The organism is Acetobacter nitrogenifigens DSM 23921 = NBRC 105050 (assembly GCF_000429165.1).
In the GTDB taxonomy this organism is placed as follows: Bacteria; Pseudomonadota; Alphaproteobacteria; order Acetobacterales; family Acetobacteraceae; genus Acetobacter; species Acetobacter nitrogenifigens.
Genome location: NZ_AUBI01000005.1, coordinates 220,233 through 235,197, shown reverse-complemented (window position 1 = coordinate 235,197; position 14,965 = coordinate 220,233). Strand labels below are relative to the sequence as shown.

Below are 14,965 nucleotides of genomic sequence, written 5' to 3'. Positions count from 1 at the left end.
ACGTTGTCGCGCGTCCGATCTGCGCGATCTTGAACCGCGTTTCCGCCGGGCGCAGCGTCGGGCGATGGACCATCTTTCGTTGTTGTTCATTGCGGGGACGCTTGCTGGCGCGATGAATGCGCTGGCTGGCGGCGGCTCGTTCGTCATGTTCCCCGCATTTCTGGCCGCCGGACTTCCGCCCGTTACCGCCAATGCCTCCAGCACGGTCGCCCTGTGGCCTGGAGGAGTCGCCAGCGCATGGACCTATCGCGCCGGGCTCCATCCGGTGTGCGGGGTTTCGCTCCAGCGCCTCGCGCCCGTCACCCTTGTCGGCGGATTGGCTGGCGGTCTGTTGCTGCTTTTCACGCCGGGTAGGGCGTTCGACGAGATCGTGCCGTGGCTGCTGCTTCTGGCGACGCTCGCGCTGGCCTTTGGCAGGAGGGTGGGGGACGCGCTGCACGGCAAACTGCGTCGCGGTCCGATTCTGCTGATTCAGTTCGGGCTGGGCGTCTACGGCGGCTATTTTGGGGGCGCGGTCGGATTGATGATGCTGGCGGCATGGTCGTTGCTTGGCGAGCGGGACATCAAATCGCTTAACGGACCGCGAACCTTAATGGTCACGCTGGCGAACACAGCCGCCATTGCGGCCTTCATCGTTGCGGGAGCCATAAGCTGGCCCGGCGTGATTGTAGCCCTGCTTGGTGGATTGCTGGGTGGCGTGCTGGGCGCACGGTTGGGGCGTCGTCTGCCGTCAGGCGTCGTTCGCGCGATGACCATTGTTGCGACTGCTCTCGTGACGGCGGCGTTTTTCGCCCGTCTGTGGTTTCCGGGTGTTATCTGACCTAGCGAAGCATCCATTCTGGATGACGTATCTGGTCGGCTAACGCGCGTCGGGAATGAGGCCTGTCTCATCAGGCGACAACGACATCTGTCCGTGTGCGATATCGAAATAAAGTCGGAAATTTGTGTCATTGTCGACGGCGCGGAAGGCGGCGTCGCTGCCCGCCGGTCTGAGGGCGGACCTCATGAAAGCCGGGCTTCACGTGATGAAGTCGGTTTCTGACCGTCGTCGCTGGCAAGGGGCAGAGCGACGAACTTATTGTTGATAAGCTTCGGGAGCGGCGGACAAAGCGGTTATTGCGCCAAAAACGGACTGCGGGAATCTTCGGAAAAATATCTCGCTGCTTTGTAAGATATGAAAATCAATGAGCGTTTCCTTGTTAACCCGAGGGGGCCGGAACATCGCTACGCCCAGAAAACAACCTTTCGGCAGGGGCAAAGCCCGTCGGGGCTCTCGCCGAAATGAATCGACGCACGTCTCAAGAGACGTGTGGTCGGCTGTATTATTTTTGCATCACCCTACGGTTGTATACGGTCCGATACAGAAATGTGTCTGTTTGTATATAGACATCCCGAGGCGCGCTTGGCAGAGAGTTGAACTGTTCCTTTCCCAGCTCAGTCGCGGACTCTGCCCACTTATGCACGACCGTTCTTACAATCCGTTTTGTATCGGCATGCTTGCCACGTTCCTGCTGACAACGTCAGCGCTGGCTGCTGCGCCGGCTCCTGCTTCCGCTCCTGAAAAGAAGGTACAACCAGCCAAGTCAGCCACGGCAAAAGTCGGCGTGAACAAGGCCGCCCAGGGACCAAAATCCGCTTCCACGACCCCGATCGCGGGGACGCTTGACGGTTCAGGCGGCGAAACGGTCACGGTTCATGGTCATCATGTGGCCGACGGCGCCCACGCCAGGTATATGAATAAAACCGTCTATCTGGGACCGCTGGGTAACCGCGACACGCTGGATACGCCTTATTCCGTCATGGGCGTCCCGCACGACGTCATCATCAATCAGCAAATCCGCAACCTGAACGACATTGCGCAATATTTGCCGTCCGTGCAGTTGGAGATCCGAGGCGACCCCAATACCTCACGTCCGCAGTCGCGCGGTTTTGAGGCTGATGTGGTCGCCAACTCCCGGCTTGACGGCCTGAACGTGGTTTCCACCACGCCATATCCGGCTGAGCAGGTCGATAACCTGCAAGTTCTGAATGGCCTCGCCGGCGCCATGTACGGACCCCAGAATCCGGCTGGCGTCTTCGAATATACGCTGAAACGCCCTACCGACCGTCGCACGGAACGGTTCTCGATTGGCGTGGATTCCATCGGAACGCCTACGGTCAATGGAGATATCTCAGGCCGCGTGGGTCGGAACGGCTGGTTCGGATATCGTCTGAACCTGCTGCACGCGAACGGCACGTCATACGCGCAGGGCAGTTGGCTGCGTCGCGACATGGTGAGCGGTGATTTCGATATTCACCTTGACAGAAAAACAGTTATTGAAATTGACGCCAGTCATTACACGTATGATCAGCGCGGCGGGGCGCCCGCGTTCGGCATTCTGGCGACAGGCGTTGGTGGAGATAAATTGCCTGAGGCCCCGGACCTCAGCAAGCGTCTGGCTCCGGACTGGAGCGGCTATCACATGGAGACCAATACCTTTCTTGCCAAAATCAAGCATGAATTCAATGAGAACTGGAGCTTTACGCTCGGCGGCCTTTATCAGGATGCGGCGCGGCAGTCTTTCGGCGTAACCGACACGTTGTGCGACGGCAGCAGCACCTGCGGCGGACGAAAAGGCAGCGATGGCTGGTACAGTTCGAGGGCGACCGCCACCACCACTGCGGATGATTTTCGTGTCGGCAGCAACATGGCCTATATTAATGGGCGCGTTCACACTGGTCCCATCCAGCATGACCTCGTCATAGGCACCAACGGCTACATGATGGGGAATTACAACCCGGTGGCCGGGGTGACCAGCGCGCAGAACCTGGGTTTTGGAAACCTGTACGAGACCACGGCGAACAGGGGTTCTCAGCCGTATTATCGTGGGCGCTATAAATCCAGCAGCGTGACCAGCCAGTCTTTTATCGTTGGCGACACTATTAAATTCAATGAACACTGGTCGATCATGGGCACCCTTTCGTGGAGCTGGATCAATCAGGAAAGCGCGCTTAACGCCCAGAGCGCGCTCAGGAAAACGTTTGATACTTCCGCAGCTTTCAGCCCTACAGCCAGCCTGATTTACAAGCCGACTAAAAATCAGACCTTCTATTTCACCTATGGGAAATCGGTTGAAGCCGGTCCCGTCACGCCGAACAGCGCCAGCTATACCAATACGAACATCGCTCTCCCCATCGCACATTCCGAAGAATACGAAGTTGGCTACAAGCTTCGATACAAGAACATGCAGGTCAATATTGACGGCTTTCGGATGACGTCGCCTTACGCCCTGTATGTTTCCGCATCGAACCCAACGGGTTGCGCGGCAGGGAGCAATTGCCAGACGTACGAATATGGCGGCACGCAACGCAATTACGGCGTCGAAGCCCAGATTTCCGGCGAAGTGCTGCCTAACCTCTCCGTTCTTGCCGGGATGACCTGGCTGGACGCCGAACTGGTCAAGGCGTCGTCCCCGTCTCTCAACAAAAAAGAAATCGTCGGCGCTGCGCCGCTTCAGGCCAGTATATTGCTGGATTATCGACTGCCCGCCTCGTTGGGCGCCTTCGCATCCGGATGGGCCTTCAACGCTGGCGTCCACTACATGGGCAACCGCGCGGCGAACGTCACCAACACGCTGCACACCGGATCTTACACGACGCTGGAACTGGGCACGCGGTACGCCTTCAACGTGTATCGTTTCCCGTGGGTCGTGCGCTTCGGCGTCAGCAACGTCACAAACGAACGGTACTGGGCTTCCGTTTACACCGGCGCGCCGAGCGGCACGTCTGGCGCGGCCTCCAGCCTCTACGCCGGACTGCCGCGCGTCTATCATTTTACTCTGTCAGCCGAGTTTTGAGTGGGCGCATTTGTCAGGCGGCAGGAATAGCCGCCGCTGGTCGCGTGACGTAGTCTCCCTGTTCGACGGGAGTGCCGAATGCTTCAGACCTCGCGATTGAGGCCTGAAGCAGCGCCATGACGGAAATTACGCTCTCAGAGTGAGCGCCCGGGTGCGCCGCGTTGCAGAACCTCGATCTTGTAGCCGTCGGGATCCGAAATGAAGAAAAATTTCCCGACGAACCGATCGCCACAGGAAAGCTCCTTGATGGGCAACGGCTGCAGCCCGGCGCCTTCTATGCGTGCGTGTTCTGCCTCCAGATCAGCGACTGAAACCGCGAGATGCCCATAACCATCGCCGAGTTCGTACGGGCGGTCGCGGTCGTTATTGATCGTCAATTCCAGTTCGAAGCTCTGCTCGTCGTTTGACAGGTAGACGAGGGTGAAATCGTCGAATGTGAACCGTTCAGCGACCTTTAGACCAAATGCCTTGTCATAGAATTCGAGGGACGCCTGCTCGTTGAGCACTCGGATCATAGAGTGAATCATTTTTGCCATGGTGATGGGTGCCTTTCCCGATTTGTGAGGGTTTCCGTCGCAGCGGTCATGCAAGACGTCACCCGGTTCATAGAAGCTTGCCGCATTGGCCTCAAACGTATCCGGTAATAACGTCGCCGCCGCACATCGGGCGCCGAGCCTTCGAAAAGTGAGGTCCAACCAGCGCGGGAAGTGTTGCCTTCATGCCGCAGACGCAGGACTGCGGACGTCGCCGGTCGGATATGGGTCAGACTGCGCTTGCAAGTGAGAGTTATTCTTATTAACGCATCGCGCAGATTGGTCCCCTTTCCGAAAGCGCGTCGAGTCATGTCCACGATGTCCAGCCGAAGCACCCTGAGACGCCTCTGCCTGTCGAGCCTTCTGCTCGCAGGAGCGAGCGTCACGCAGGCATGGGCCGCTGATACGCATCATCATCACGCGAAATCAAAGACGCACGCGGCGAAAGCAGCGCCAGCGCGGGTTGTTCCCGCGGCCGTCACGCCAACGAACGCCCCGTCCCCGAACGTCTCGACTGCAGCAATTCCTGTGGGCGGCCCGGCGGGCGCGGGCGTCGCTGCGACCGCTCGCGAGAACATTCTCGTGACGGCGGAGCGACGCAACCGCATGCTGGTCAGCAGCGGGGGGCAACTCGGCGCGCTGGGGAACAAGAAGGGCATCGACGTTCCGTTCAACATCCGCAGCTATAACTCCAGTCTGATTCTGAATCAGCAGTCGCAGACGCTGGGCGAAGTGCTGCAAAATGACCCGTCGGTCCGCACCACCATGGGCTACGGCAATTTCTCCGAAATGTTCGTCATCCGCGGCTTTCCTGTGGACGGCGACGACGTGGCGGCGAACGGCCTCTACGGCATCATCCCCCGGCAGCTCGTCTCCCCGCAGCTTTACGATCAGGTGCAGGTGCTCAACGGCGCCAGCGCGTTTCTGAATGGCGCGGCGCCGAGCGGATCGGCGATCGGCGGCAACATCAACCTGATGTTCAAGCACGCGGAGGTCGCGCCGTTGAACAGATTGACCGCCGATTACACCAGCAGCGGGCAGGGCGGCGGCGCGGTCGATTTCGGTCGCAGGTTCGGGCGCGATCAGGCCTATGGGTTTCGTCTGAACGCCGCAGGCATGGACGGCCAGACTTCCATCGACCACGAACACCGGCATGACGCTGTCGTCGGCGGCGATTTTGACTGGCATGACGACGCTACCCGCATAACGCTCGACATGGCGTTCCAGAACCAGAACGTGCAGTGGGGCAGGGGGGGCGTGTTTCTTGGCTCCGGCGTGACGTCGGTTCCGCGCCCGGCGAAGGCGTCGCATAATTTCGGCCAGCGCTGGACATATGCGGACCTGAATTACCTGTTCGGCATGATGAACATTGAACACGATTTCGGTAAACATGTGACCGTATATGGCGCTTTCGGGTCTCTCGGCAGCAGTGAGAAAGGAAACTACTCGTCACTGACAGTCACGGACGCAACTACGGGCGCAGGCACGATCGGCAGCATGTACGTGCCGTATCAGGAACAGAATGAAAGCACCCGGGCCGGTGTGCGCGCCCATGTGGACACTGGCCCGATTCACCATGAGATCAACGCAGGCGGTTCGGCTCTCTGGGAGCAGGCAAACACGGCCTACGCCATGTATTACAATAACGCCGTGCCCCTGCGCAGCAATCTGTACTCCACGCAGCAGATAGCCCAACCCGGAGAGAATCTGGTCGGCGGCAACATCTCGGACCCGTTGAAATCGGCCTGGACCAAGATGTACAGCCTGTATTTTTCAGACACGATGACGTTCTGGCATGACCGTATCGCCCTGACCGCTGGTTTTCGTTATCAGGACATTCTTGAAAACAGTTACAGCTACGCAGGAAACGGTAGTCTCGCCACGGGGTACGACAAGGGCGCGTTCACGCCGGTCGTAGGGCTTGTGATCCACCCGACGAAGCAGACTGCTATCTACTTCAACCGTATCGAAGGACTGTCCGCAGGGCCGCAGGCGACCGGCACGAACCTGATCAATCTGGGGCAGGTCTTTTCGCCGTATCAGAGCGTGCAGTACGAAGTCGGTGCGAAATACGACATCGGCCGTCTGGCCGCGACCATCGCATTCTACCAGATATCGCAACCCAACTCGTACACAGAGGCCTACGGAAACACGGGTTACAACATTTTCCGCGTCGATGGCATGCAGCGTAATCGCGGCATGGAGTTGATGCTGAACGGCGAAATTCTCCCCGGTCTGCGCTTCAACGGCGGCCTCACCCTGACCGACGCGGACCTGCGCCGCACGGCGAACGGCGCGAACAACGGCCACACCGCCATCGGCGTGCCGAACTACACCATCAACGGCAACATCGAATACGACCTGCCGTTCCTGAAAGGCGCGACAGTCGTCGGGCGCGTGGTCAACACCGGCAAGCAGATGGTCAATGTCGGCAACACCATGCATCTGCCGGTCTGGACGACATTCGACGTCGCCGCGCGCTACACGTTCCTCGCAGGGAAAAAACCGATCACGGCGCGCTTTGGCGTCGATAACATCGCCAACAAAAGCTACTGGTCGTCCGCTTTCAACGGCTACCTGCTGCAAGGCATGCCCAGAACGTTCAAGTTCTCCATGACCGTCGATTTCTGATCCGACCGAGGCAGAGATGCGACACCTGGGCGCCATAGTGAGCGTGCGCCGCTGACGGTTCGCCGGATATGGTGTAAGAGCCCGTTTTTGAAATGCACGCTGGTGGCGATCCAGCGCGCGTTTCCTGTGCTTCGGTGCGTGCGGCCCTCAAGGCCGCTCCGCTCCGATGCCCGGAAACACGCGCCGGAGGCGGGCCGCACTGGCTCCCGGCGCACATTTCCAGACAGGCTCTAAGGCCGCTCCGACACGCGCGCGCAACGCGCCTTTTCGAGCGGTGAAAAAGGACAAAAAAACTGTGACGCCAGCGCCCTATCGCATTGAGGACGAGCGGCGCCGCTCCGTCACGCCCGCCCGCCAGAAAAACCTGAGGCGTCACGCCCTGTTCCTGACGGCTGCGGTCTTCGCCGGGACGCCCCTGATCACAATGGGGGCAGCGGCCCAAAGCGTGGCGAGCCAAGGCGCCCCGAGCCCTGATGCAGCATCGCCGAGCGCCTCGGTCCATCGTGTTCAGGCAGTCAACAGGCACGCGGCCCGCAGCCATGAAGCGCGGCGACCGATAAGCCAGCCCACGACCCGCGCCGCACAGACGCAATCGCCAGTCCGCGCCATAAAGCCCGCCACGGCCGCCCGTCACGCGCCGCCCGCGCACGAAGCGGTGCAGGTCACAGGGCAGCGCCGCGACTTCAACTACCCCGAAGCGCAGCAGGAAGCAGACGCCTCCACGCATCTGACGGCCGCGCGCCTGATCGAACGCGGCGTCGTCACCCTGCGCGGGCTGGAGCGCGTCGCGCCGAACCTGACCATCCAGAGCATCAACGGCACGGCTTCCACCAATTTCTACCTGCGCGGCGTCGGCTTCAACGACTTCACGCAGAACAACACCGGCCCCGTCCTGACCTATTACGACGACGTGCCGTTCATCTATTCCACCATGACGAACGGCATGATGTTCGACCTGGCCGGCGCCACCGTCACGCCCGGCCCGGTCGGCACGACGCATGGCCTGTCCGATACAGGCGGCGAGGTCATGCTCCGCACCGCCGACCCCACCAGCACATGGCACGCGGGGGCGAGCGAGGACATCGCCTCCTACGCCCGCAGCCGCAGCGTGGCCTATATCTCCGGGCCGCTCGCCAAAGGCCTGACTTTCCGTCTTTCGGGACAGACGCAGCACGGCGGCGGCTGGCAGACCAACCCGGTCAACGGCGCGCATCTGGGCGACGCCGATCTGTGGGCGTTGCGCGGCAAGCTGCAATGGAAACCCGACAGCCACACGACCGTCACCCTGTCCGGCCACTTCACGCAGGACGACAGCCAGGTCGTCGGCGCGATCCCGATCAACCGCCTGCTCGGCTCCGGCTCCCTGCCGAATGTCGGCTGGAAACAGTCGGAGTGGGACATCCGCCCCGCCTTCGCCAAGCTGGTCGGGCGCAGCGCCAGCCTGAAGCCCAGCGAACATGATCAGTTCTGGGGCGCGGACCTGCATATCGTCCACGATTTCGGCCCCGTCACCCTGACCACGATCAGCGCGTTCGAGACCGAACGCGAGGGCGAGTACACCGATCAGGACGCGACGATGCGGGCGGAGGGCGACACCTATCGCAACATCGACGCCAACACCTTCACGCAGGAAGCGCGTCTGCAATCCTCCCACCCGGAAGACCGGCTGCAATGGGTCGTCGGCGCGATCTATCAGCGCAGCCGGATGAATCAGGAATTTTTCTTCGATTACACGGATTATTCCGCGCGCGGTTATATGTCCGGCACCAGCTTCGGCATCAATCAGGAAAGCACGTCGGAATTCGGCAATGTCAGCTATCGCCTGCCGCACGGCGTCAAAATATGGGCCGGGCTGCTGCATGCGCTGGATGATCGGGGCGTCACCGGCCTGCAATCCGTCATCTATGGCGCAGGTGGAAGCACGCTGAACTTCCACAGCCAGAACACGGCGTCCAACCAGTTCGCAGGGCAGGTCGGCGTGTCATGGCAGGTCGCAGCCCACGCCATGCTCTATTACAAGATGAGCAAGGGCTTCAAACCCGGTGGTTTCACCGCGAACAACACGCAGATTCAGGCGCAGCTCGACCCGTTCAAGCCGGAGACGGTTCTGACATATGAAGTCGGGATCAAGAGCGATCCGATTCCGAACAGGCTGCGCATCAACGCCGCCGCGTTCTACAACGATTATCACAACCAGCAGATTCTGGGCACGGTGCTGATTCCCGATTACGGGCCGCTGAGCGAGATCACCAACGCGCCGAAATCCGAAAGCTGGGGGTTCGAGGCCACGATCGAGGCGCGGCCTCTGCCGCAACTGTTCATCACGCAGAATATCGGCTGGCAGCGCGGAACGTTCCAGAACTTCCCGACGACCAACCGCGCCGCCACCAACGCCTATTACAAGAAATACGGCGTGTGGAAGGCTATCAACGACAATTTTTCAGGCGTGGACATGGGGCAGCCGAAGCTTACGCTGAACGGCTCGGCGGAATGGCGGCAGCAACTGACGCGTGACTACGCGCTGGAGTTTGGCCCGGACTGGTCATATCGCGGCAGTCAGGCGATGACGCCCGGCGGCACGGGCTTTTATCGCCTGCCGCCGTATTTCCTGCTGGGCGCGCACGCCACGTTCCGCCCGGCGTCCGGGCGCTGGCAGGCGACGGTTTACGCCAGCAATATCCTGAACCGGCATTATTACGAGACCGGCGGGCAGGCGCTGACGGTGTATATGTATACGCCGGGTGAGACCCGGTTTGTGGGGGCTCGAGTTTCTTGTGATTATTGATGGTGTGTTGTGAAGAATTAGGGATAGAAACTCGTACAATGCTATTTTTGTTGACGATGTATTTTTTATATACAAGACTAAGTGGTCGTTTTGTGGTGTTGATTGAAAATGAGCGATTCGCAGAGTCAAAATAAATCACAAGATTTGACACAAGTTCCGGGCTATCTGCACGTATTTATACTTGCAGATGAAATTGATCCCTTCCGACAAAAAATAATCCGACGTGTTATTGTCGACCCAGAAATTGCTCGCAAGATGGCAGATGATCTTGGAAGAAGTATAAGGGTACATCCTGGGCCGGAGAAACTTGGATTTTCTGGGCACGATTTAAATTCAAATGTTAAAATATGGCGTCATGTCAGCGGAATGAATAATAGTATTTATATTTCCGCTTCCAGTTTGAGACCCCGTGGGGCGGATCGATTTGTAGGAGAGCCATTTTGGATCGATGCTGCGCGTGTGAGGGCGTCTGGTGGCAAGATATACACGACAGAAGATATTCTTAAAGAATTGGAAATAACAAAACTTAAACTTTCTGACCCTTCGAGCCTGGCTAAGATAGAAAAGGCGATGCTTGACGTTAAAAGAGACTCAGAATACTTGATTGAGCGTCGCGTAGAGCCCTCGGCAATCAAAAGCATAGAGTTGATGCGCGCAACGCGTGCGATGCAAGTCGTTCAGTTTCTTTCGTTTGTTATTACCGCAGTAGATTTGGGCGTGGCGACTAAAGAGTCGTATAAAACACACTCAATTAGGCCTCTCGCACACGAGACAGCCCGCCAATTTGGCGGTTGGCTAGGCGCATGGTCGGGAATGCAAACAGGGATTTTGGCTGGCGCCGCCGTAGGAATTGAAACGGGGCCGGGCGCACTCATTAGTGCGACTGTCGGCGGTGTGATTGGCGGCGCCGCGGGGTATTTCGCTGCAACCAAGGTAGTTGGAGAAAACTAATGAGTGACACAGAATATCCCCCGCCTTGGATTGCTGTGCCCCGGTTGGGGCCGGATGATCCGACAACTCAGGGATTGGCAGATGCATATATGAGCCAATGGATTGTCTTTTGGCGACAATTAACGAGAGCGCAGAAGGATGAATATCTGGACCGTTGGGAGGCTTCACCTGAATGGCGTCAATCTATCGCTTTTAGATATGATGTCACCGATGAGCAGTTAGCATATGAGGCTGCGGAGTTCCCGTCTGTAACTCCATCGCCTCCTCCATCGTTTATTCAAAGAATGGTAAAATTTTTCAAATCTGGTTAACTTAGAAAGGCAAAACTATAATCAATTTTTTACATTAACTCTAATATATAAGCCGACACAGTGTGAGCGGAGTGTATGGCCAATCGTGCATGTCGTGGCTTTATAACGAAATTTCTTATTTCCTCTTCGGATCTTCCGTGTGCGGTACTTTTTTTATTGCGAAGATGCATGATTCCATCGACAATATTATTTAATCCGGACGCAATTTTCTTTAGATCTTTATTGTCCCAGTCGACTGGACGTAAACCGATTAGCCCGGAGGCTGTTTTCCATAAATCAGATAAGGTATCATTGCTATTGAACGTTTCTTTCTTTTTTTCAAGATAAGCTTTGAGGGTGGCTTCCAAGACGTTGGCGGCATATTGCGCCGCGGCATGAGGATCGGTTTCTACTTGTGATAGGGCGCGTCGTATTTCAGTGTCCACACCAGATAAGCCAAGCCGCTTTACGGTGTCCTCGAGGGACATCGTAGAAGATGCTCAAGAATTAACAAGTAAACTACCGCAAGTATATGTTAATCCTTCTCGTGAGAGAGTATCTTTGATTTTCTGTTTTTCTTCATTCAATTTTTGACTGAAGTCCGTATTTCCACTCGCCCAGAACGGTTTTTCTGAGTATGTCTTTTCCATGAAATCATTGATTATTAGTTCTAATATTCTTAAAGGAGATTCTGATTCTGTGTTGATGGCTCGTAGCCATGATTGAATTTTGTTGGCTTTGCTCTGGTCGGGGATGGGTTCTGGAGCGCCGCAATACAAAAAAAGGAGTTGATTTCTGCCTGTGTGTAGTGATTTGGAAAAATCTGACTTAATAATCCGATGATGCTCGTAGGTATTTTAGCCATCATTGGGTCGTATTCTTCTTGGTTGGATCACATGGTTTATGTTTTGAGAATGAAGGATCGTCCTCAAATAACAGACGCTGGTATTCCTTCAAGCCTGCATCGCCCGCACCATATCATAAGCCGCATACCCCGTGGTCAGCTTCGCCTCCACATGCCGCAATCCCGTCAGCAACCGCTCGCGGATATCGTGCAGGCGCCGCTCGTCAGTCACTTTCATGCCCGACAGGTCCTTAACGTAGAACACGTCCACCGCGCGCACGCCGTAGGTCGTGATATGCGCTGACGCGATCTGCAATTTCTGCTCATTCAGCGCGCCGGTGACGTCGAACAGCAGGCCGGGACGGTCGCGCCCGTTAATCTCGATAACGGTGTAGGAGTTCGAGGCCCGGTTATCGATCACCACGCGTGGCGGCACATGGATGGCGCGGGTTCGCATCTGCATCTGCGCGGGCGCGGACTCGGCGATGGCGGCGCGAATGTCCAGATCCCCGCGCAATGCGCGCTCCACGCTGTGGGACAGCTTCGCCAGACGCTCCGGCTTGTCGAACGCTTCTCCCGACGCGTCCTGAATCCACAGCGTGTCGAGCGCCATGCCGTTGGTCAGCGTATGGATGCGCGCATCGACGATGGACGCGCCCGCCAGCGCCATGGCGCCTGCGATCTGCGAGAACAGGCCGGGGTGGTCTTCGGTGTGGATCGTCACTTCCGTCACGCCGCGCGCGGGCAGAGGCTGTGTTTCGATGACGAAGGGGGCGGAGCATGCGTCGGCTTCGCGGATCAGGCGCGCATGGCGAAGCTGCGTCTCCTGATCGAAGGACAGCCAGTAACTGGCGTAACCGAGGCCGAGGAAGTGCTCGATATCAGGCTGGGAGACGCCGTCTTCTTCCATCAGCTCGGCGAGCATCGCCTTGCTGTGGGCCACGCGGGCATCGCGCTCGGGCGTGGCGAGGCCGCCTTCCAGCACTTCCGCGACGCGCGTGTAGAGTTCACGTAGCAGGGTGGCTTTCCATGCGTTCCACACGCGGGGGCTGACGGCGCGCATGTCCACGATGGTCAGCAGCAGCAACAGGCGCAGACGCTCCGGCGACTGAACCACGTCGGCAATGTCGAGGATGGTTTTCGGGTCGTCGATATCGCGCTGGAACGCAGTGTGGCTCAGCAGCAGATGGTGCAGGACCAGCCAGGAGACGGTTTCGGTTTCCTCGCCCGACAGTCCCAGCTTGGGGCAAAGCTCCAGCGCGACTTCGGAGCCAAGCTCCGAGTGGTCGCCGCCGCGTCCCTTGGCGATGTCGTGCAGCAGAACGGCCATATACAGCGCGCGGCGCGACTGGATATCGCGCGCAAGGTCATAGGCGACGGAGATTTCGTCCGCCATCTTGCCGCGTTCGAGGCAGCCGAGGATGCGGATCGCCTCGATCGTGTGCTCGTCCACGGTGAAGACGTGGTACGTGTCGAACTGCATCTGGCCTACGATGCGCGACCAGTCCGGGATCAGCGCGCCGAGCAGCCCGGTTTCGTTGAGGATGCGCAGCCAGTGCGCGTGGTCGAGCTGCTTTTTCTCCGGCTGATCCGGTGTTTCTTCTTTTGCGCCGGGGCGTCGGGCGCGATGCGGGCGCTCGTCCGGCCTGTCGCCGCACAGCAGCGTAAGAAAAATGTCAGAGGCGTGTGCGTCTTCGCGCAGCGACGCGGCGCGGCGCTCCCAGCGGATCAGTTGCTGCCGGGCGAGGGGGTGGATCGGGATATGCCGATTGCGCGACCATTCGAGCAGTTCGAGCATCCGGATCGGCTCTTCGTCGAAGGACACGCCTTTCGCGGGCAGAATCTGCCCGTCCAGCAACGTGAACCCGGCGTCGCGCATCGCCTCGTCCGCCTTCATGGTGTTGGCGGCGGGGCCGAGCGACAGGCGCATGACCGTCGGCTCCAGCACGTGGGTCAGCCGCATGACCTCGCGCGCGGTCAGGAAGTAGTGGCGCATGAAGCGCTCGACGCCGTTCTGGCGGCCGTGGCGCGTGTATCCCATGCGCCCGCCTACGACGGGCTGCATGTCGAAAGTGAGGCGATCTTCGGCGCGCCCGGCGACGTAGTGTAGGTGTAGGCGCACGGTCCACAGGAAGTCCCACGACCGGCGGGCGCGTGCGGCTTCCTGTTCCGTCAGCAGGCCGAGGCGCGTGAAGTCCGGGGCCAGCAGGTCGGAGACGTGTCGCGTGCCGAAGCTGTACCGGCACATCCAGTATAGCGTCTGCATGTCGCGCAGGCCGCCGCGACCTTCCTTGATGTTCGGCTCGACCATGTAAGGGCTGTCGCCGAACCGGCGGTGGCGTTCGGTGCGTTCCGCGCGTTTGTCGGCGACGAAGCGGGCGGACCCGGCCTCGACGCAGGCCACGATGAAGCGGGCTTCGAACATCGCGAACAGCGTGGGATTGCCGATCAGCAGGCGCGCGTCGAGCAGGGCGGTGCGGACGGTTGTGTCGGCTTCGGCCTGTTCGATGCATTGCTGGATCGAACGTGTGGCGTGCCCGACTTTCAGACCGAGATCCCACAGGAAGTAGAGGACGTATTCCACCAGCGCGAGCACTTCGGGCGACGGCGCTTCGGGGGTAAGGAACAGAAGGTCGATATCGCTGAACGGCGCCAGCAGACGCTTGCCATAGCCGCCAGTGGCCGTGATGGCGATCTGCCCCAGCAGGTCGTCGTCCGGCGCCAGTGTTTCGCTGGCGAAGCGTGCGAGCGCGCGCACCAGTTCGTCGGCGTACGCCGCGAGCTGTTTCGCGGCGGGCACGCCCTTGATTTCCCGGCTTTCGAACCGCGTCCTGATCTCGGCCTGATAGCGGCCGAGATGGCGGCGGAAGATCGCCAGCGCGGCTTCGCGGCCGGGCGTCGCCTGTTCGCCAGGCGCAGCCTCGCGCAAGGCCGAGGCGAGGCCAGCGGCGAAGCTTTGCGGGGTCAGCGTGTCGCGGGCGGCCGACGCAATGTCGGCGACTGGGAACGGATCGCTCAGGGAGGTCGACGTCAAGGTGGGATCGGTCTCGGGCTATCGGCGGGGGTGGGCGAATGCCCGGTGCGCACGGTGGAAA

At 59.2% G+C, this 14,965-nt stretch carries 9 protein-coding genes; 6 read left to right on the top strand and 3 right to left on the bottom strand.

Features of this window, described 5'->3' with window-relative positions:
* Positions 1 to 64 precede the first annotated feature (64 nt).
* Positions 65 to 820: a sulfite exporter TauE/SafE family protein gene (locus tag G442_RS0109555; protein WP_026397824.1), complete on the top strand. Its 756-nt coding sequence runs from the start codon at positions 65 to 67 to the stop codon at positions 818 to 820.
* Between the two features lie 637 nt (positions 821 to 1,457).
* Positions 1,458 to 3,836: a TonB-dependent siderophore receptor gene (locus tag G442_RS0109545; RefSeq protein ID WP_026397823.1), complete on the top strand. Its 2,379-nt coding sequence runs from the start codon at positions 1,458 to 1,460 to the stop codon at positions 3,834 to 3,836.
* A 134-nt stretch (positions 3,837 to 3,970) separates the two neighbouring features.
* Here the strand turns inward: G442_RS0109545 and G442_RS0109535 are convergent, their stop codons facing one another.
* Positions 3,971 to 4,372: a VOC family protein gene (locus G442_RS0109535; protein ID WP_026397822.1), complete on the bottom strand. Its 402-nt coding sequence runs from the start codon at positions 4,370 to 4,372 to the stop codon at positions 3,971 to 3,973.
* 315 nt (positions 4,373 to 4,687) lie between these two features.
* Between G442_RS0109535 and G442_RS0109530 the strand changes: the two genes are divergently transcribed.
* The 4 genes from G442_RS0109530 (at position 4,688) to G442_RS25040 (ending at position 11,047) form a co-directional block, all read left to right on the top strand.
* The gene (locus tag G442_RS0109530) at positions 4,688 to 7,000 is read left to right on the top strand and encodes a TonB-dependent receptor (RefSeq protein WP_026397821.1); all 2,313 of its coding nucleotides are present in this window, start codon (positions 4,688 to 4,690) and stop codon (positions 6,998 to 7,000) included.
* A gap of 424 nt (positions 7,001 to 7,424) precedes the next feature.
* Positions 7,425 to 9,785: a TonB-dependent receptor gene (locus G442_RS0109525; protein WP_161628348.1), complete on the top strand. Its 2,361-nt coding sequence runs from the start codon at positions 7,425 to 7,427 to the stop codon at positions 9,783 to 9,785.
* A 108-nt stretch (positions 9,786 to 9,893) separates the two neighbouring features.
* Positions 9,894 to 10,736 (top strand): hypothetical protein, encoded by an 843-nt coding sequence (locus tag G442_RS25045; protein ID WP_146882222.1) that lies wholly within the window; start codon positions 9,894 to 9,896, stop codon positions 10,734 to 10,736.
* Positions 10,736 to 11,047, top strand: a complete 312-nt coding sequence (locus G442_RS25040) for a hypothetical protein (RefSeq protein WP_146882220.1) — start codon at positions 10,736 to 10,738, stop codon at positions 11,045 to 11,047. The genes G442_RS25045 and G442_RS25040 overlap by 1 nt, the downstream gene beginning before the upstream one ends.
* Positions 11,048 to 11,076: 29 nt before the next feature.
* On the opposite strand, the gene G442_RS24370 is transcribed toward G442_RS25040, so the two are convergent.
* Together G442_RS24370 and G442_RS0109510 are read right to left on the bottom strand one after the other, a co-directional pair.
* Complete coding sequence (locus G442_RS24370) at positions 11,077 to 11,514, bottom strand: abortive infection family protein (protein WP_084440473.1); 438 nt, start codon at positions 11,512 to 11,514, stop codon at positions 11,077 to 11,079.
* A 465-nt stretch (positions 11,515 to 11,979) separates the two neighbouring features.
* Positions 11,980 to 14,862, bottom strand: coding sequence for a [protein-PII] uridylyltransferase (locus G442_RS0109510; RefSeq protein WP_371863399.1), 2,883 nt, complete (start codon positions 14,860 to 14,862; stop codon positions 11,980 to 11,982).
* Between the last annotated feature and the right edge of the window lie 103 nt (positions 14,863 to 14,965).